This window comes from Rhizobium sp. N731, from assembly GCF_001664145.1.
GTDB classification, from domain to species: domain Bacteria; phylum Pseudomonadota; class Alphaproteobacteria; order Rhizobiales; family Rhizobiaceae; genus Rhizobium; species Rhizobium esperanzae.
The window spans coordinates 65,541-83,952 of record NZ_CP013602.1; the positions used below are offsets into that span (position 1 = coordinate 65,541).

At 61.4% G+C, this 18,412-nt stretch carries 11 protein-coding genes and 2 pseudogenes; 1 reads left to right on the forward strand and 12 read right to left on the reverse strand.

Annotated features, from left to right (window positions below):
* Nucleotides 1-15: 15 nt before the first annotated feature.
* Nucleotides 16-3,987: a CheR family methyltransferase gene (locus AMK02_RS21275; RefSeq protein ID WP_064806530.1), complete on the forward strand. Its 3,972-nt coding sequence runs from the start codon at nucleotides 16-18 to the stop codon at nucleotides 3,985-3,987.
* Between the two features lie 175 nt (nucleotides 3,988-4,162).
* Here AMK02_RS21275 and AMK02_RS21280 read toward each other — a convergent pair whose 3' ends face one another.
* The 12 genes and pseudogenes from AMK02_RS21280 to ydiJ form a co-directional block, all read right to left on the reverse strand.
* A complete protein-coding gene (locus tag AMK02_RS21280; RefSeq protein WP_064806659.1) occupies nucleotides 4,163-4,426 on the reverse strand; it encodes a hypothetical protein in 264 nt (87 codons plus the stop codon).
* A 205-nt stretch (nucleotides 4,427-4,631) separates the two neighbouring features.
* Nucleotides 4,632-5,054: a c-type cytochrome gene (locus AMK02_RS21285; RefSeq protein ID WP_064806531.1), complete on the reverse strand. Its 423-nt coding sequence runs from the start codon at nucleotides 5,052-5,054 to the stop codon at nucleotides 4,632-4,634.
* The gene (locus AMK02_RS21290; protein ID WP_064806532.1) at nucleotides 5,029-5,922 is read right to left on the reverse strand and encodes a cytochrome c oxidase assembly protein; all 894 of its coding nucleotides are present in this window, start codon (nucleotides 5,920-5,922) and stop codon (nucleotides 5,029-5,031) included. The genes AMK02_RS21285 and AMK02_RS21290 overlap by 26 nt, the downstream gene beginning before the upstream one ends.
* Nucleotides 5,919-6,521, reverse strand: a complete 603-nt coding sequence (locus tag AMK02_RS21295) for a cytochrome c oxidase subunit 3 (protein ID WP_064806533.1) — start codon at nucleotides 6,519-6,521, stop codon at nucleotides 5,919-5,921. The genes AMK02_RS21290 and AMK02_RS21295 overlap by 4 nt, the downstream gene beginning before the upstream one ends.
* On the reverse strand, nucleotides 6,518-8,431 hold the full coding sequence (gene ctaD / locus AMK02_RS21300; protein ID WP_064806534.1) for a cytochrome c oxidase subunit I: 1,914 nt from the start codon (nucleotides 8,429-8,431) through the stop codon (nucleotides 6,518-6,520). The genes AMK02_RS21295 and ctaD overlap by 4 nt, the downstream gene beginning before the upstream one ends.
* Complete coding sequence (gene coxB / locus AMK02_RS21305; protein ID WP_064806535.1) at nucleotides 8,428-9,408, reverse strand: cytochrome c oxidase subunit II; 981 nt, start codon at nucleotides 9,406-9,408, stop codon at nucleotides 8,428-8,430. The genes ctaD and coxB overlap by 4 nt, the downstream gene beginning before the upstream one ends.
* On the reverse strand, nucleotides 9,405-9,947 hold the full coding sequence (locus tag AMK02_RS21310) for a c-type cytochrome (RefSeq protein ID WP_064806661.1): 543 nt from the start codon (nucleotides 9,945-9,947) through the stop codon (nucleotides 9,405-9,407). Before AMK02_RS21310 ends, coxB begins: the two co-directional genes overlap by 4 nt.
* 221 nt (nucleotides 9,948-10,168) lie before the next feature.
* Nucleotides 10,169-12,571, reverse strand: a complete 2,403-nt coding sequence (locus AMK02_RS21315) for an FdhF/YdeP family oxidoreductase (RefSeq protein WP_064806536.1) — start codon at nucleotides 12,569-12,571, stop codon at nucleotides 10,169-10,171.
* A gap of 187 nt (nucleotides 12,572-12,758) precedes the next feature.
* Nucleotides 12,759-13,010 (reverse strand): hypothetical protein, encoded by a 252-nt coding sequence (locus AMK02_RS21320; RefSeq protein WP_064806537.1) that lies wholly within the window; start codon nucleotides 13,008-13,010, stop codon nucleotides 12,759-12,761.
* Nucleotides 13,011-13,408: 398 nt separating this feature from the next.
* A pseudogene (locus AMK02_RS21325) lies at nucleotides 13,409-14,781 on the reverse strand (ISNCY family transposase).
* 179 nt (nucleotides 14,782-14,960) lie between these two features.
* Nucleotides 14,961-15,190, reverse strand: a pseudogene (locus tag AMK02_RS32585) (FadR family transcriptional regulator); the annotation flags it as partial.
* A 24-nt stretch (nucleotides 15,191-15,214) separates the two neighbouring features.
* A complete protein-coding gene (ydiJ, locus tag AMK02_RS21330; protein WP_064806538.1) occupies nucleotides 15,215-18,241 on the reverse strand; it encodes a D-2-hydroxyglutarate dehydrogenase YdiJ in 3,027 nt (1,008 codons plus the stop codon).
* Nucleotides 18,242-18,412: the final 171 nt, after the last annotated feature.

Genomic DNA, 18,412 nt, shown 5'->3' on the forward strand with positions numbered 1-18,412 from the left:
AGGCATGGATCGACGATGGCGTACGACGAACGGGAAGACATGGAGGAACAGACAGGCGCGGCTGAGCGAGATCAGCACGAACAGCCTATCGTGATCGTCGGCATAGCGGTATGCGCTCGCTCGCTCCGTTCGCTCGAGCAGGTATTCTCCGACATCGGCGCCGGCCTCGGCGCATCCTATCTCGTGGCGGTGCGCCAGGAGGAGGGGCTCACTGCAGCTGCCGTCCTCGAAATGCTGGCACAGCAGCAACGACTGGCGGTGACGGTCGCGGTGGACGGAGAGTGCATCCTTCCAAACCATATCTACGTCGGCGGTTCCGACGATATGATGACCGTCGAGGATGGTCATATCCGCATTCGGCCTGCCTCGGAACCCGTCGGCCATCGTGGAACGGTCGACACGATGTTGATCTCGCTGGCAGAACATGCCCATGAACGCGCGATCGCTGTGGTCCTGGCGGGTCTCGACAATGATGGCATCGCCGGGGTGGCGGCAACCAAGAAATTTGGCGGTCTGTCGATCACGGAGATAGACGACGGCGACGATCAATCTGCTGAGGAGGGAGGAGTGCTGGCAATCGCTGACTTGCGACTGCCGGCGAGGGGTATCGCAGCCCACATTGCGCTCTATGCCGGCAATGTCGTCGAGGAGGAAGACGCGGGCCTGGATGAGGAGCCATCGAGCGCCATCGAGGCGCAGATCACCCAGATTGCCACGGTTCTTCGTAATGTCACCAGCCATGACTTCCACGGATACAAGCGCGGCACCTTCACGCGGCGCGTTCAGCGGCGTATGCAGGTGCTGCAAATCGGCGATATCGATAGCTATATCGAGCGGCTGCGCGCCAGCCGCGACGAAGTTCAAAACCTCTTTCAGGACCTGCTGATCGGCGTTACCCAGTTTTTCAGAGATCCCGCCGAGTTCGAAGCGCTGGAGCGCGAAATTCCGAGGCTGTTCGAGGGCAAGGAACCGGGTGACCAGCTGCGCGTCTGGGTGCTGGGCTGCGCCACCGGGGAAGAAGCCTATTCGATCGCGATGCTGCTGCGCGAGCATATGGCGACCATGGATTATCCTCCGGACGTGCAGATCTTCGCGACAGATCTCGATGCCCGCGCGCTCGGGATTGCGCGTGCCGGGCGGTATTCCGCAGCGATAACCTCCCAGCTCAAGCCGGACCGGCTTGCCCGATGGTTCGTGCGTGAGGGCGACACCTATTGCGTCGTCAAGGAGTTGCGGGAAATGTGCATCTTCTCGCCGCACAACATCGTCAAGGATGCGCCATTCTCCCGCATCGACATCCTCTCGTGCAGGAACCTGCTGATCTATCTCGACAGCGAGCTGCAGAACCGGGTTATCCCGATCTTTCACTTCGCCCTCAGGCCGAGTGGTATCCTGTTTCTGGGTTCATCGGAAAACGTCACCCGCCACGCCAAGCTTTTCGCGCCTGTCGACCGAAAGAACCGGCTGTTTCGAAGGCTGGAGACGGCGACCCGCATTATTCCGGACTTCCCGCTCAGTCCACGTCCTCGCAGCCCCGACCATGCGCTTTCGGCGCCGGCGCCGATGCTGCAGACCGGCCGGCTGTCGGCCACGATCAGCCGGCAGGCAGAGGTCGTCGCAGAGCGATTCGCGCCGGCCTATGTCGTCGTCGATTCACATTACGACGTGCTGCACTTTTCGGGACGCACGGGCCGGTACCTCGAACCGGCTTCGGGGACCGCGACGCTCAATCTCCTCAGCCTTGCCCACCGAGATCTGCGGCTTGACATGCGATCCGCCTTGCAGCGTGCCACGACGGAGGCGGTCAAGGTCGAAGTTCCAAGGGTGCTGCTGCGCCAGGACGATCGCACCTACGCCGTCAACATCATTGTCGAACCCCTCGGAAGCGGCGATGTCACCTCGCTGATCGTGCTTTTTCAGGATGCCGGGCAAGTGGCCGAAGGGGCGGCTCCTGACGGAGGGAGGCTGACGAGCGAAGAGCATGTCCAGCGTCTGGAGACCGATCTGCGCGTCACCCGTGACCGTCTTCAGGCAACGATCGAGGAGCTCGAATCGACAAATGAGGAGCTCAAATCTTCGAACGAGGAATATCAGTCGATCAATGAAGAGCTGCAGTCGGCCAACGAGGAGATGGAAACCTCGAAGGAAGAATTGCAGTCGGTGAACGAGGAGCTGCAGACCGTCAACGGCGAGCTTGCCCATCGCGTTACCGAACTCGATCGTACGAATTCCGACTTGAAGAACCTTCTCGAAGCGACGCAGATCGCCACGGTGTTCCTCGACAACGATCTGCGAGTCAGGAGCTTCACGCCGGCGGCGACCGAAATATTCCATCTGCTCGAAACCGATGTCGGGCGGCCGCTGGACCACGTCGTCTCCCGCGTCGCTTATCCGGAGCTGCTGGACGATGTTCGCCTTGTCCTCAGAACGTTGGTGCCTGTTGATCGGAAAGTCAGCGATCCCGTTAATAACCGGCATTATGCTGCACGCGCCCTGCCTTACCGCAGTGTCGACAACTATATCAGCGGTGCTGTCGTCACCTTCACCGATCTGACCGCCACTTACGAGGCGGAGGTGGCGCTTCGACGGAGCGAGGAGCGCCTGCAGCGCGTCTTGGAGACGGACGCGGTCGGCGTGATTTTTCTTCATCGGGACGGCGTCATATTCGACGCCAACGAGGTTTTCCTGAAGATGTCCGGCTACAGCCGCTCGCAGATGGAACGCGGCGAACTGCACTGGCGTCGGCTGACTCCGGAGGAGCATCTCGCCGAGACCGAAGCCCAGATGGAGGCTTTGAAGGAGACCGGCAAGATCGGGCCATATGAGAAGGAGTTTTTCCTCGCCGACGGCACGCGCCGCTGGATGTTGTTTGCCGGTCGTGATCTTGGGGATGGTACGATCGCCGAATTCTGCATCGACATCTCGGCGAGAAAACAGGCGCAAGCAGCTGTGCGGCAGGGGGAGGAGCAGTTCCGCCTGTTCGGCGAAGCCTCTTCCGACGTTTTGTGGATCCGAGACGCAGAGACGCTGCAATGGGTCTATCTGACGCCGGCCTTCGAGACCATCTATGGTGTCGACCGGGAGCAGGCGATGACCGGCAATAATTTCCGCAGCTGGGCCGAACTGATCATTCCCGAAGACCGGGAACAGGCGCTTTCCGAGATTCGCCGTGTGCGGAACGGTGAGCGGGTAGAATTCGAATACCGCATCAGGCGGGCCTCGGACCACGAAATCCGCTGGTTGCGCAACGCCGACTTCCCGCTCTTAGGAGAAGACGGAAATGTCCAGCAGATCGGTGGTATCGGCCGCGACATCACCGATGAAAAGGCCTCTGCCGACCGTATGAAGGTACTCGTTGCCGAGCTTCAGCACCGCACGCGCAACCTCATGGCCGTTGTCCGCTCGATGGCTGATAAGACCATGCGTACCAGCGTCGACCTGGCGGATTTCCACGAAAGATTCCGTAACCGCCTGGATGTGCTGGCACGGGTGCAGGGCCTCCTGTCACGTCTGCAGGAGGGAGACCGCATCACATTCGATCAGCTAATCCGTTCCGAACTGGCGGCCCACGGCGTGCTGGACGGCCAGATGGACCGGATCACCCTGGATGGCGCGGAAGGCGTCAGGCTTCGCTCGACCACCGTGCAGACAATGGCTTTGGCAATGCATGAGTTGGCCACCAATGCCGTCAAATATGGGGCGCTTAGCCAACCCCAAGCGCAACTGTCGATCACGTGGCGCCTCGAACAACCCGGCGACGGGGGCAAGCCATGGCTGCATGTCGACTGGCGGGAGAACGGGGTGAAGATGCCGCCCGAAGATTCCGGACCGCAAGGGGGCGGCCAAGGCCGAGAATTGATCGAGCGGGCGCTGCCCTACCAGCTTGATGCGAAAACCTCCTACACACTTGGAGAGGACGGAATCAGTTGCTCGATCGCAATTCCCATTTCCGTCAGCAACCTGCTCGAGGACGAAGCAAACGGCTGAAGGATAAGGCGTCGATGCTTGGTCGTTCGAGAGGACAGATTTTGGCTGATGGATCTCTCCGGGAGAGCTGAGACAAAGCCCTTGAACCGTGTCAAGCTATAAGCTGACGGCCGTGTCGCAGCTGTTTTCGGGGTCGGTGGGCGTAGCTAAAAGGACGGCGTAAGACTCTCGCCCGTCACGGGGTCGAACTATCTTCGGATCCGCCGGCCTGTTGCTTCTCGTCGCATTCTAGCAGCTCTGCCTTAAGCCTCTCAAGGTGCGCCACATGCATGTCCTGCGACTCCTCGAAATTGGTCAAAAGCCGTATCGCTTCCGTCACGTCGGCGCCGCGGTTGATCAGCTCAGCGACGATCTCGCGCTGCCGAGCGACGTGCAGTCCTCCCGCGGTGACATGTTCTTGCGCCTGCTCTAAATGCTTCTTCACAATCGCGCGATCCATCCGGATCTCCTCTAAAGCGCGTCGAGCAAATTTCTTCATGCCACGCGCTTTAGTTTTTGTTTTGATGCATGTCACATCTTGGAACTGCAGACTTCCGGAGGGCATGCACCCAAGCATGATCATGCGCTTATTATCAACGTTTGGATACTGGCGCCGTGATGGTCCGAGTAACTTTAAAGGCGGGTTGATCGGAAACCCAAATTTCTTAACGAGCATAGAGATAGGCTGCGAGATCGCGGGCCTCCTGTTCGGATATTCCGGTAGGCGGCATCGCCGTTCTTGGCGACTGGGCCTGCGGCGCGACGATCCAGCCAATGAGGTTGTCGGCGGAATTGTTAAGTACGCCGGCAATGTAGACCCTCTCGCGCAGACCGGAGAGATCGCCGCCGACCTTGCCGTCGGCGCCCTCGATGCCGGGAATGGTGTGACATCCGGCGCAGCCATATCGGCGAAAAATCGCCGGCGCCCGCGCCGGATCGCCTTTCGTCATGGCGACGGCAACAGCTTGCCTTTCGGACCGCTGCCGGTAGATGTCGGTCAAAGTCAATGCCGCCGTCAGGCTCACCACGCAGGCGGCGATCACAAAGGCGGAGCGAAGGGAATTATGGGGCGACGATACGTGTTCCATCTGCGCCTCCTTTTCCGGAATCCCTGATCCACAGAGCCGTCAGCGCCAGCGCAACAGTGGCGTAGACGAGGCCGGCAGGAACCCACATTACCAAGCCTGCCATCTGCTGGTCTTCGAGCGGCGACAGCCCCCAAGCCCCGGACGATCGGGTCTGCACGGCGTAGAGCACGTTTGGTGACAGGGCGATGAGGGCCCCGAGAATGCTCATATGGAGCATCGTCAGGAAAAGATGCCAGGCCGCCAGCCCCCTGTTCGTCTTCCAGATGACGGACCACCAGAACAGGATGGCACTCAGGAAAAACGAAAGATGCTGCAGACGGTGGAGCGGCGTGCTTTCGATCGCGGCGTCGAACAGGACGGGCGCATGCCATGCCCAGATTGCCGCCCCGTGCAGCAGCGTCGCGACAGTGCCGTTGCTCAGCAACGTCCAGGTCCTGCGGACCATGCTCGAGGCAAGCACCTGTCCCGCCCGGCGCCTGACGATCCTTGGCAGGCCCCAGAGCAGCACCGCCGATGGGCGTGCCAATACGATGAGCGGCGCGGCGATTGCCATGGCCAGTTCATGTTCGATCATATGGACGGTGAAAAGCTGCTCTCCCAGCCAATGCAGGGGAGAGATCAGTGCGCCGGCAAGCACCAGCCAGCCGGCCCAATAGGCCAAAAGCCGGTGCGCGAAGACGCGGCGGCCCGCGGATGATCGCGACATGAAGCGAAGGCTTCCGCTTGCATAGAGACCTGCGCAGACTGCGAGCGGCGCAATTATCCAGGCATCGGCCGTCCATGGGAACGAACTCGAATGGGCATGGCCTTCATGTGCCAATCCCGGTGTCGCCATGAGAAGAAAAGCGATTGTCGTTGCTGTTCTCATAGCCGCGGCACCCAATAGATGCATCCGTAGAGGGGAAGCCAGGCGAGGACGACAAAGTTCCAGTAGAGCGCATTGTCTTCGACATCGCCGTAGCGCCGCGCATTGTCGCCATGCTTCGAAAACATCAGGCAGGCGAGAACGACGGTATCGACGAGGTCGGTGATGATGTGGGTCGCGTGCAGGCCGAGCATCGTCCAGACGATCGATCCGTAGGCATCGTCGTCCCAGCCTATGTGAAGGGCAGGAAATTCATAGGCGCGGGGTATGAGGGGCGCCGCGCCGAGAAGCGCCATGATGATCAATCCCGCGCGCACCTTGCGGAGATCCCTCTGCTTCGCCCACCGCGCGACAAGCATATTCGGCACGATGCTGAGGAGAAGCAGCAAAGTCAGGATCGTGCCGGGAAGGAGATCCGGGGCAGGGGCTTCGATCGGCCAACGCGGCGCCAGGCTCATGAGATAGAAGTAGACGACGATCGCCAGCGCGAATCCCATGCCTTCGATCAGCATGAAGGCGCTGGTTCCCCAGAAGGTCAGGCTCGCGCTGCCCAGGCCGTGCAGGGGAAGCTTCGACAGATCGGTGACCACGCGCTCCTTCATGACTCGTCCTCCGGCGTTTGCTTGGGCCAGAACCATCCTGTCAGGGTGATCGCCACCGGAACGGCTCCCCAGACGACCGCCCACGGGCTGAAGATCGAGCCGATCAGCATGATGCTGGTGGCAATGGCCGCCAGAAATGGCCAGATGGAATCGGCTGGCGAGGCCTCCCGCGCCTCCGGCTCGCCTGATGTGACGCTGCTGACGATCAGTTCCCGCCGATCGAGCCGAAGTCCCGTCGCCACCGGCAACGTCTCGCCCGACATCCAGAGCGGTTCGCGCGTTTCGACCACGGGAATATGCCGAAAATTATAAGGGGGAGGGGGCGAGGGTATGGCCCACTCCAGTGTTGACGCATTCCAGGGATTGGGGCCGGCCGGTGGGCCATGGCGGAAGCTGCGCAGGGCATCGATGAAGAATACGAGGAAGCCGGCGGCCAGGATAAAGGCGCTGAGGCTGACGAACAGGTTCAAGCCGGCCCAGGGCAGCTCGGGCGGATAGGTGTAGACGCGCCGCGGCATGCCCTGGAGGCCCAGGATGTGCATCGGGAAGAAAGTCAGGTGGAAGCCGGTGAAGATCAGGCCGAAGGCCCACCGGCCGAGCCTTTCGCTCATCATCCGGCCGGTCATCTTCGGGAACCAGTAATAGATCGCGCCGATCAGCGGGAAGACGGAGCCGCCGATCAGCACATAGTGGAAATGGGCGACGACGAAATAGGTGTCGTGGACCTGGGTATCGAGCGGCACCGACGCCACCATGACGCCGGTCAGGCCGCCGATGACGAAGGTGATGAGAAAGCCGATGACGAAAAGCAGCGGTGTCTTGAAGACCGGACGGCCATCCCACAGCGTTGCCAGCCAGCAAAAGATCTGGGTTCCGGCGGGAATGGCGATTGCCATGCTCGAGGCGGTGAAAAAGCTGCTCCCCAGCCGCGGCAGGCCGGCCACGAACATGTGGTGCACCCACAGGCCGAAGGAGAGAATTCCGGTGGCGATCATCGCCAGCACCAGCGGCATATAGCCGAAGACAGGACGCCGCGTGAAGGTGGAGATCATGGCGGAGACGATGCCGACCGCCGGCAGGAAGATGATGTAGACCTCGGGATGACCGAAGAACCAGAACAGGTGCTGCCAGAGAAGGACATCGCCCCCTTCTGCCGGATTATAGAACTGGGTGCCGACCAGCCGGTCGAGAATGAGCGACGAGCTGGCGAACATGATCGCCGGCATGGCCAGGATGACGAGAAAGGCGGTGACCAGCATCGACCAGACGAAGACGGGGATCCGGTCGAGCGACATGCCGGGCGCCCGCAGTTTGAAGACCGTCACGACGATTTCGACGGCAACAGCGAGGGCGGAGACCTCGGTGAAGGTGATCATCTGCGCCCAGAGGTCTGCCCGTTTCCCCGCGCCATATTGCGGGCCGGCCAGAGGCACGTAGGAAAACCAGCCGACATCGGGGGCGGTATCGAGGGCGAGAGAGATCCAGAGCAGCAGCCCGCCCGCGAGGTAGATCCAGTAGGAGAAGGCATTCAGCCTGGGAAAGGCGATGTTGCGGGTTCCGACCATCAGAGGAACCAGATAGACCGCCATCGCCTCCATGACCGGCACCGCAAACAGGAACATCATGTTGCTTCCGTGCACGGTGAAGATCTGATTGTAGCGGTCGGCGCTGATGAAGCGGGCCTCGGGGAAGGCGAGCTGGATGCGCATCACCAGCGCCAGCACGCCGCCGAGGATGAGAAAGACAAAGGCTGTCGCGATATAGCGCCGACCGATGATCTTGTGATCGACCGTGGAGAGCGCTGCCAGCAATCCGGAAGGCGTCGACCATGTGCGCCTGAGGAAGGCTTCCGCTTCTTCACTGCCGGCAGCCAGATCGGCGGGCGAAGGGGTTCTGCCGCCGCCGGTCATCGCAGACCACTCAAGTAGGCGCTCACTTGCCGCAGCTCTTCGCCGGTGAGGGGGATCAAGGGCATGTTGTTGCCGGGCTTCAGCGTTTGCGGGTCGGCAATCCATGCCGCAACCGATCCCCGCGTATTCTCCAGCCGCCCCGCGGCAATCATGCTGCGGCTGCCGACATGGGTGAGGTCAGGTCCGGAGGTGCCCGATGCCTCGGTGCCGCGGATGGCGTGACAGGCGGCGCAAGGCTTGCTCATGAAAACCAGCTTTCCCGACGCGGCATCACCGTCGGCCGGCGCGGCTGCCGTCTTTCTCTGCGACTCCAGCCATCTGGCATAGTCCTCCGGCTCCTCGGCGATCACCAACAGCGCCATGTGGCTGTGCTGCAGGCCGCAGAATTCGGCGCATTGGCCACGATAGATGCCGGCTTTGCTGGCATGCAGCGTCAGCCGGTTGTCGCGGCCGGGGACCAGATCCTGCTTTCCCGTCAGGTTGGGCACCCAGAAGGAATGAATGACATCAGTCGCTTCCAGGCGCAGCCGGACATCGGTTCCCACCGGGATATGCAGCTCGTTGGCGGTCTGGAATGTCCTGGCGGGATCCGCATCGAGATAGGTAAACTGCCACCACCACTGCTGCCCGCGAACGGCGATGGTCGGCGGATTGTCCCGGCCGCGGTCGACGCCATTCGTTGCGTAAAAGCTGGTGACGGTCAGGAAGCTTACGACCAGGAAGGTCATAACGATCGCGCCGCTAACGACCCTGCCCATGGAACGCTCAGTTTGTGGTTCGCCGAGGGCCTGGTTTTTCCTGCCAACCAGCGCCCATGCCATGACGCTCATGACAAGCACGAAGACGACGCCGCAGACGGCGACGAACAGGAATATCAGGCTCTTGAGTTCCGAAGCGGCAGGTCCGTCCGCATTCAGCGCCGATTGCGTCCCAGCGCAGCCTGACAAAAACAGGGTGCATGCCGCGGCGATCTTCAAGGCCGGACACCTCGATCGGAGCGGACGCCCACCGGCCCTTCCTCGAAAAGAGTTGCGGCCGGCGCGCGGTTCTCGGCCGGTCTCGTATGCTTGTCGTCGTTGCGGCTCGGCGCGGTATAGGGGGCGGAATAGGCGCCGATCGTCCTGACATAACCGGCGAGCTGCCAGATCTGGTCGCTCGTCATTCTGTTCGCGAAGGCAGGCATGCCGTGAGGCCGTCCGTCGCGTATGGATGCCACGACCGATACCATTTCCGAGCCATAAAACCACCAGCCGTCAAGAAACGAAGGGCCGGTCCCGCCTCGTCCGTCTCCATGGCAAGTAGGGCAGCCGAACCAGGAATAAAGGCGCTTGCCCTGGCTCAGATCATAAGCGGTCGTCTCATAGGGCTTGCCAAGCGCGAAATAGACGTCGGGTGGTGTGCCGCCGATCCTGTCCGGCATCAGCCGGAACTGATCGAGAGATGATGTGAGCGGCGGATCGGCGCGATACTGCCTTGGATGTCTTGCCCAGCCGATCGCGGCTCCGATCATCAACATACCGAGCAGCACTATCGAGACCAACCAGATGCCGTCCTTCTTGACGGCGCTATCGGCAAGCAAAGGGAACCGATCGGGACCGGACGCGACGCTGGGATGGGCGCGACGCAAGCATAGACGGCTTGCCCAGGCGATGGCGGCCCAGACGGCTGCCATCGTGAGAAGCGATACTGCCGCCGACCAGGGGACGTGCTTGCTTTCGCGCATTGCCGGGACCTAGATCAGGACCGCGACGACAGGGCCGAGAGACTGAGCCGCACCGGCAACATCTTGTAAGAGGGGGTCTTGGCCTTGGCGTCGTGGTGCGACAGCGGAAAGAGCGGGTTCGCCTCAGGGTAATAGGCCGCACAGCACCCGGCCGGAATTGGGTGCCGAGCAACCTTGAAGCCGGTGACGCGGCGCGTTGTGGCGATGTCGATGGCGGTCGTCAGATCGACGAAATCGCCTTCTTTGAAGCCCAGTCTGCCAATATCCTCTTCGTTCATGAAGACCACCTTTCGCGTTCCCTTCACGCCGCGATAGCGATCGCCGTAACCGTAGATGGTCGTGTTGAACTGGTCGTTGGAGCGTAGCGTGGCGAGGTTGAGAACCTCAGTGGCGCCCGGACCGATGTCGAGTTCGGGGAAGAGCCGCGGCGGCGTGATGAAATTGGCTTTCTGGTTGGGCGTCGTCCATTTGCGTTCCCTGGCCGGCACCGGTCTCGGAATGCCGCCCGGCTGAAACATGCGTTTGTTGAAATCCCTGAATGTCTCGGGATAGGTCGCTTCGATCGCATCGCGGATCTTCGAATAATCGCCGACCCATTCGTCCCAGGGGACTCGGCCATTCGCCAGCGTCGCCTTGGCAATGCCGGCGATGATGGCGGGCTCCGACAGAAGCTCCTCGCTCGCGGGCTTCGCCTTCCCACGCGAGCCATGGAAATGAGCCACAGAACTTTCGATGGAAACGGCTTGCGGACCGCTTGCCTGTTCATCGATCTCGATACGGCCGAGACAGGGAAGGAGATAGGCGATTTCGCCATGGATAACGTGGCTGCGATTGAGCTTCGTCGCGATCTGTACGGTCAGGCGGAGTTTGCGCCAGGCCTCCTCCATCGCTTCCGTTTCCGGGACGGCGCGCAAGAAATTGCCACCGAGGCTGACGAAGGCCTTGGCTTCGCCCTCCATGATCGCCTTGCAGGTGTCGACGGTCGAGCGTCCTTCCCATGGTGGCGGTTCGAACCGGTAGAGTTCCTTCAGCTTATCGAGCGGCACGAGGTCCGGCTTTTCCGTTATCCCGACCGTGCGCTGGCCCTGCACGTTCGAGTGGCCACGCACGGCGCAGATATTGGCGCCGGGCTTGCCGATATTGCCGCGCAACAGCGCGAGGTTGGCGACCATATGAACGTTCTGGACACCCATCACATGCTGGGTGAGACCCATGCCGTAGATCATTAGCACCGCCTCCGAATGGGCGTAGGTGCGGGCTGCCTGAATCATCTGTTCGCGGGTCAAGCCGGAAACACGTTCCAGCTCGGCCCAGTCATATCGGCGGGCGGCTTCGGCGAATTCCTCGAAACCCGACGTATGCGTGTTGATGAAATCGTGGTCGAGAACATGCTTTTTGTCGGCGGCGGCAATGGAAGCGGCGAACGCCACCGCCGCGGCATTATCCGGTTTATGGGGCACGGCATCGGAGCCTGAAACCTTGCTCATGCCCATTGCCTTCATCGCATCGTCGGCTTCGATCAAGGCTTTGCAGACCCCGAAGAGGGCCGCGATGTCGCCTCCGTTCTTCACCTGGTAATATTCCGACGAAATCGGCGTCGACCGACCGGTCAGCATCTGGCTCGGCATTTGCGGGTTGATGAAACGTTCAAGGCCCGGTTCGCGCAACAAATTGAAGGTGACGATTTTCACGCCACGGTCGACGGCGTCCTGAAGGTCATGCAGCATTCGCGGGGAGGAGGTGGCGACGTTCTGCGCCATATAGAAAATGCAATCGCAGTTCTGGAAATCGGACAGGATTGCCGTGCCGACGGAGGCTCCGATGCTTTCCGGCAGACCGACCGAGGAGCTTTCGTGACACATATTGGAAGAATCGGGCAAGTTGTTGCTGCCGAAGATGCGGGCAAAAAGCTGATACATGTAGGAGGTCTCGAGGGAGGCGCGCCCGGAGGTGTAGAAATCGACCTCACGCGGAGGAATTGACCGCAGCGCCTCGCCGATTTCTGCGAATGCATCGTTCCAGTCTACCGGCTCGTATTTGTCGGTCGAGCGGTTCCACCGCATCGGATGGGTCAGGCGACCTTGTTCTTCGAGATCGTGATCGCTCCACTGCTCCAGCTCATGCAATGTATGGGCGGCGAAGAAGGCGCGGTCGGCGCGGCGGGAAGTGACCTCCCAGGCGGTCGCCTTCGCGCCGCTTTCGCAAAATTCCATCGCATGCGGTTTTGCAGGCTTGGCCCAGGCACAACTGACGCACATGTAACCGTCTGGTTTGTTGTGATGGGAAAGCAGCGACGGCCCCGATCGGGGGACGTGTTCGCGGAGAAGAATTTCTCCAAGAGATCTCGCCGCCGCCCAGCCGCCAGCCGCAGGCGTGCTCTCACCGATAGTTGGCGGATGTTTCGATCGCGCTGACATTTTTGCCTCCCGATATTGTCGTAGGGGGATCCCCGGCAGATATTTTGCGACCCAAACTCTTCGAGAAACAAACTGTTCCAGGCGAGTCGGCAAAGTGACGAGCGGGGCTGTCGACAGCCGGTGACGAGAGACGATAGGCAATAGGCAATAGGCAATAGGCTGGGCTTCTCAGCCGCGTCGCATATGCTTAGAGCGGCGTCGGAGCGTCGGCCTCCACCTCGGCATAGAGCTGACCGCACATCGTCAGCGATCGCCGCATCGCAGCGACGCGATCTTCGGCGTCTTTGGATGAATAGGCCCAGATGTCGGTCGCCCAGCTCTTGCCATCCATCTCGTACTGCAGGGCAAATCTATAGAGCCGTCGCTCATCTGCATCGGTGCTGACGAAAGCGCGATCGGGATCATCGTGGCGCTGGCGCGGAAAACTTACAACATTCACAACCTGCTCCTCGGGTTCACCTCATCGCCAGGGCTCGAAAGCCCGCTTTTCCTTTGGACTAACCTGATCGCCCGGATTTCGTTCCCTGAGCTCTGAGCGACGAATAATGTGTGGGACTTTTTCAGTTGCGAGGGCTTGCGTGCCGAAAACTGGCTGCTCGCGTGAGCGCCAAAGGGCGGCCCGGCGCGTCGCAGTTGGAAATAGAATGTACCCGCCTACAGGCCATGTGGCGGGGAAGTTGAAATGTCCGGATGTTTGCAAAGTAGGAATGTCACTTTGGTCCGCATCCGGCAGGTCGATCAGCCCCGATCTGAGCGGCTGGTCCGGGTTGCAAGATCAGATCGGGGCGGGTGAGGGGCACCCTTCGGCTTTAGCTATGTAACGATGCGACCAACGCCTCACTCGGCAGCGTCAAGCTTTGCCAGCGCCGCTTTACGGCGTTCGATCACCCCGGATCGTTCATGAAATCCTTCCGCCGTCCCGGACCGCGAGCCCGTCGCACATAGCCGTTCTTCTCGCTGTTGGTCTTCACATCAGGCTTCGGCTGCTGCTCCTGGCGCTCCTTGATATAAGCCAGAATGTCGCCGACCCGCTTGTTCTCGATGATCGCCGCATGCGTCACCCGCTGGTCCTTGTCGAACACCTTGTAGGGCAGGGAGTGTCCCTTCCACCGCACATCGAGCCGGCCGTCCGCATAGGCATAGGTCTCGACATAGCGGCCCACCAGACCGCGCGTCACCTCGGTCTCCTCCAGCATGATCCGCTTGCGCTCAAACGAAAACGTCAACTGCGCCCCGACATAGCGCTGCTCGCGTTTGCACAGGATCTCGGCCAACCGATCCGGGGCCAGATTCATCGGCCGGTGCAGATCACCGGATCGGGCAGGCACAAGCGCAAACCGCGCATTGTAGTCCGCCATGAAGCCAGGCAAGAACGCATTGCCTGCCTCCATGTTGTCGATGCCTGCCAGCCGCAATTCCTTGACCAGCCGGTCCTGCAACGTCCGGTTCATGAGCTCGACACGACCTTTGGCCTGGCTGGAGTTTGCACAAAGAATCTCGATGTTTAGCTCTGAAAGCGCCCGCCCGAACTGGGTCATGCCCTGGCCACCCTTGGCATCCTTCTTCGCCACCCGGAACACTGAGTGCTTGTCGGAATAAAAGGCGATCGGCGCCCCGTGATGCTTCAGATAAAGCTCCAGGGCATCGAAATAGCTGACGGCGCTTTCGGAACGGACGAAGCGCAGCTGCATCAACCTGCCCGTCGCATCATCGACGAACACCAAGAGCGAACACGGATCGCCGCGATCCTCGAACCAGCGATGTTCGGACCCGTCGATCTGTACCAGCTCGCCATAGGCTTCGCGCCGCAACCGCGGCTGATGAAACGTCCGCCGCTGCTTGGCAGATAGCCACAGGCCAGCCTCCACCATCCAGCTGCGCAACGTCTCGCGCGACACACGCAATCCATCGCGTTCGGCCAGCTTCTCGGCCGCCAGCGTCGGACCGAAATCCGCATAGCGTTCGCCAACCAACGTCATCGCATAATCGCGAACGCCGTCGCTGATCCGGTTGTTCGACGGCCGACCGATCGCCTTATGGCGGATCGACGCGGCGCCGTCAGTACTAATGCGATCCAACAGGCGCCGCACCTGGCGCTCGCTCAGATCAAGCACATGCGCCGCCGTGACCATCGTCATCCGGCCGGCGATCACCTTCGACAGAACCTCGATCCGCTGCAGATCACGCTCGCTCATCGCTATCAATCCCATCCGCAATCTCCGCCGTCATCCAAAACGGGGAGAGAGTGACATTCCTACTTTGCAGAAACAGGACATTCTAACTTTGCGGCTACAGGCGAATCTGGCGTAAGCTGAATTATGGAACTTGCTTCCGTGGTGGGCTATTCGCAATAGCCGCTGTGGCCGCGCGCGAAAGGAACCATCGCCGCATGCTCCTTGTTGATCCGGGGTTGCGCCTCGGGCGTGCGCCGGGTTGCGGCGAGCGCTGCGGCCTGAATTTCGACACCCAGGCGCAGTTCGAGGATCTGCATGGCGGAACGGATGTCTTCGACCCGGCTGATCTCGAAATTCAGGGTCCTGGCATCCTTTTCGCTGACGAAAACGCCGGCCCCTGGCGGGCGGTCACCCTGCCGCCGACCTTCAGCGACGTCAGCGTCTCGCCACCTGCCTTGCGCCCGGGTTTTCAGCTTATCAGATCCCGGATGACTTCCAGAGGATGGGGGATCATCCTGCGGTCTATTTCCTTGACCTGCGACCGGCAGGAATAGCCGGTCGCCATGACGACGGTCCCGTCCTCGCCGGCGGCGATCTGTTCTGCCCAGCTCATCGCATAGAGCGTTTCGGAAATCTCTCTGTTGCGGGCTTCGTGGCCAAACGTTCCCGCCATGCCGCAGCAACCCGCATCGGCCACCTGCAGGTCGATGCCGAGGGTGCCGAAGACCGCTTTCCACTGCGCAACCGCCGAGGGCATATTGGTGCGTTCGGTACAGTGCGGCAGAAGCCGGACCGTCGCCACGGCCTGCCGCCTGACCGCCTCCGCCAGGTCCTTGCCGTTTGCGGCCAGCCATTCCTGCGGCAGCTGCACGGTTGCGTGGGGTAGTCCTTTCGGCAAGGTCATGTACTCGCTGCGATAGGCGAGGGTCATGGATGGGTCCAGCCCGACAAGCGGCACGCCGATTGTCGCCAAACGATTCAGGGAGCGCAAGGTCGCGACGGCCGCCTTTTCGAAACGGTCGAGGTAGCCGTGGACATGCAGCGCTTTTCCGTTGGTGAGCGGCGGCGCGATGAACGGCGACAGCCCGAGCTTGCGGGCGACCTCGACGGCGGCGACGACCACTTTGGGATCGAAATGCGCAGTGAAGGCGTCGGGAATGAAGACGACGGTGCGGCCGCGCGCCTCGGGAGACATCTTCATGATCTGCTCCGCGTCGGCGGTCGGAACCCCGAGGCCGGCCAGCGGTGACGCCGGCGGCATCTTCGGCAGCGCGGTCAAGCCGACGAGCTTCATCGCCGCGCGGCCGGCAGCCGTTCCGGCAAGGAGATTGTAGAGAGGACGGATCCGCGCCATCAGCGGCAGAGTGGCCTCAATGCCGGCCACCAGCGGATCTTTCAGCGGCCTGAGGTAGCGGCCGTAATAGAGGTTCAGGAACTTCGAGCGGAACGCGGGGACGCTGACCTTGACAGGACATTGACCGGCGCAGGCCTTGCAGGCGAGGCACGTATCCATAGCTGCCCGCACTTCGTGCGAAAAATCGGTCCGATTGGCCGGGTTCAGCGAGTTGAACGCCCGCCTGACAAGCCCGATCACCTTGTTCGAATTGCGGAGCCGAACCGCTTCCTCACGGGGATCGACACCCTGCTCGACGAGGAGCCGCAGCCATTCCCGCATCAGGGCGGCGCGCCCCTTCGGCGAGTACACCCGGTTGCGGGTTGCCTTGTAGGACGGGCACATCGGGCTGGTCTCGTCGAAATCGAAACAGGCGCCGTTGCCGTTGCAATAGGCCGCATTGTCGAAGGCCGCGCGGATCTCGTTGCCGATGATGCGGTCGACGCTTCCCCGCAAGGGAACCTCGTCGATCTTCATCAGCGCGCCATCGTCGGGCGTGGCGATCTTGCCCGGATTGAGGCGGTTCTCCGGATCGAACGTCTTCTTGATCTGCTGGAGGCTCGGATAGAGATCGCCGAAGAATTCCGGCACATATTCTGAACGCACACCCTTGCCGTGCTCGCCCCAGAGAACGCCGCCATGCTTGCGGGTGAGCGCCACCACCGCGTCGGTGATTTCCCGGATGAGCGGCACATGGTCGTCCCGCGTCAGGTCGAGGGCCGGCCGCACATGAAGCACGCCCGCATCCACATGCCCGAACATGCCGTAGGAGACGCCGGCCGCATCGAGGAGAGCGCGGAATTCTCGGATATAGGCGGCGAGATTGTCAGGAGGGACGGCGGTGTCCTCGACGAAAGCCACAGGGCGCACCGGGCCTTCGACATTGCCGAGAAGCCCGACGGCGCGCTTGCGCATCGCCCATATCGCCTCGACGTCCGCTTTCTCCCGGGCGATCGTAAGGCCGATATTGCGGACGACATCGGCGCGGGCCAGCGCCGACGTCACCGCCATGAGCTTCTGTTCCAACTCGACCGGGTCGTCGGCCAACACCTCGGCGATATTGATGCCGTTGGCCGGACCGCGCTGGTCATCCGGGAAAAACCGCGCGATGCCGCTCCACACGATGTCACCCTTGGCAAGGCCAAGCACCTTCTCGTCGATCGTTTCCACCGAGGCGACGTTCAGCGCGGTCAGCGACCTTGCGTCTTCGAGAGCGGTGTTGAAGTCGTCGTAGCGGATATTGACCAGCGCCGCATATTTGGGGATCGGCAGAAGGCTGAGCTCGATCTCGGCGATCATCGCCAGCGTGCCTTCCGAGCCGCAGATGATCGCATTGAGATCGAAGCGTCCGTCGTCGCGACGGATATGCGCAAGGTCGTAGCCCGTCATGTAGCGGTTGAGGCGCGGAAAGATTTCCTCGATGCGCGCGCGCTCGTCGCGCGCGATCCTGTCGACCGTCCGATGGATTTCGCCGACGCGATCATCGCGAGACTTGACCTTGGCAAGAGACACGTCGTCGAGGGGACGCGACCACCAGTCCGTCGCATCGGTCAGGACCATCCTGAGGCCGAGCACATGGTTGCTCGTCTTGCCGTAGAGGCAGGAGCCCTGGCCGCAGGCATCGGTCGAGACCATGCCGCCGATCGTCGCCCGATTGGAGGTCGAAAGTTCCGGAGCGAAGAACAGGCCATGATTCTCAAGGGCGCGGTTGAGCTGGTCCTTGACGACGCCGGCTTCGACGCGGGCGACCCGCCGCACCGGATCGATCTCCAGAATCCGGTTCATATGCCGTGAGCAGTCGACGACGAGGCCGTCCGTCAGCGACTGGCCATTGGTGCCGGTGCCGCCGCCGCGCGCGACGATGCACAGGTCGCGGAACGGGTCTTCGGAGAGGACCCGCATCAAGGCCTTCATGTCCGCGATATCCTTGGGAAAGAGGATCCCTGCCGGCTCGATCTGGTAGATCGAGTTATCCGTCGAAAGCACGGTGCGCGAGGCGGCGCTGGTCTCGATGTCGCCGGCAAAGCCTGCCTCGAGCAGTCGCTCGAAGAAGCCAGCTCCGGGAAGAAGTGAAGATTCTCTGGTCTTGATACGGGGGATCATTTTATCGCTGCCGAAAACGCCCGAGCTTATAAAACTTTTGAAGCAACTGAAATAGAGTGCGCAGGTACCGCAGCCATTTTCGCCATGGCTGAATGCTGAACCGACAGGCTGGCAAGATTGAAAATTGCTCTTCTCTTGGAGGGAGTAGAACCTGAGACTCGCCATTTGACG

Bases quoted from the DNA above. Each gene is read 5' to 3' on its own strand.
- AMK02_RS21290 (WP_064806532.1), bottom strand. From the start codon at position 5,922: ATGAGAACAGCAACGACAATCGCTTTTCTTCTCATGGCGACACCGGGA.
- ctaD (WP_064806534.1), bottom strand. From the start codon at position 8,431: ATGACCGGCGGCGGCAGAACCCCTTCGCCCGCCGATCTGGCTGCCGGC.
- AMK02_RS21310 (WP_064806661.1), bottom strand. From the start codon at position 9,947: ATGTTGATGATCGGAGCCGCGATCGGCTGGGCAAGACATCCAAGGCAG.
- AMK02_RS21295 (WP_064806533.1), bottom strand. From the start codon at position 6,521: ATGAAGGAGCGCGTGGTCACCGATCTGTCGAAGCTTCCCCTGCACGGC.
- AMK02_RS21285 (WP_064806531.1), bottom strand. From the start codon at position 5,054: ATGGAACACGTATCGTCGCCCCATAATTCCCTTCGCTCCGCCTTTGTG.
- AMK02_RS21280 (WP_064806659.1), bottom strand. From the start codon at position 4,426: ATGGATCGCGCGATTGTGAAGAAGCATTTAGAGCAGGCGCAAGAACAT.
- AMK02_RS21315 (WP_064806536.1), bottom strand. From the start codon at position 12,571: ATGTCAGCGCGATCGAAACATCCGCCAACTATCGGTGAGAGCACGCCT.
- ydiJ (WP_064806538.1), bottom strand. From the start codon at position 18,241: ATGATCCCCCGTATCAAGACCAGAGAATCTTCACTTCTTCCCGGAGCT.
- AMK02_RS21275 (WP_064806530.1), top strand. From the start codon at position 16: ATGGCGTACGACGAACGGGAAGACATGGAGGAACAGACAGGCGCGGCT.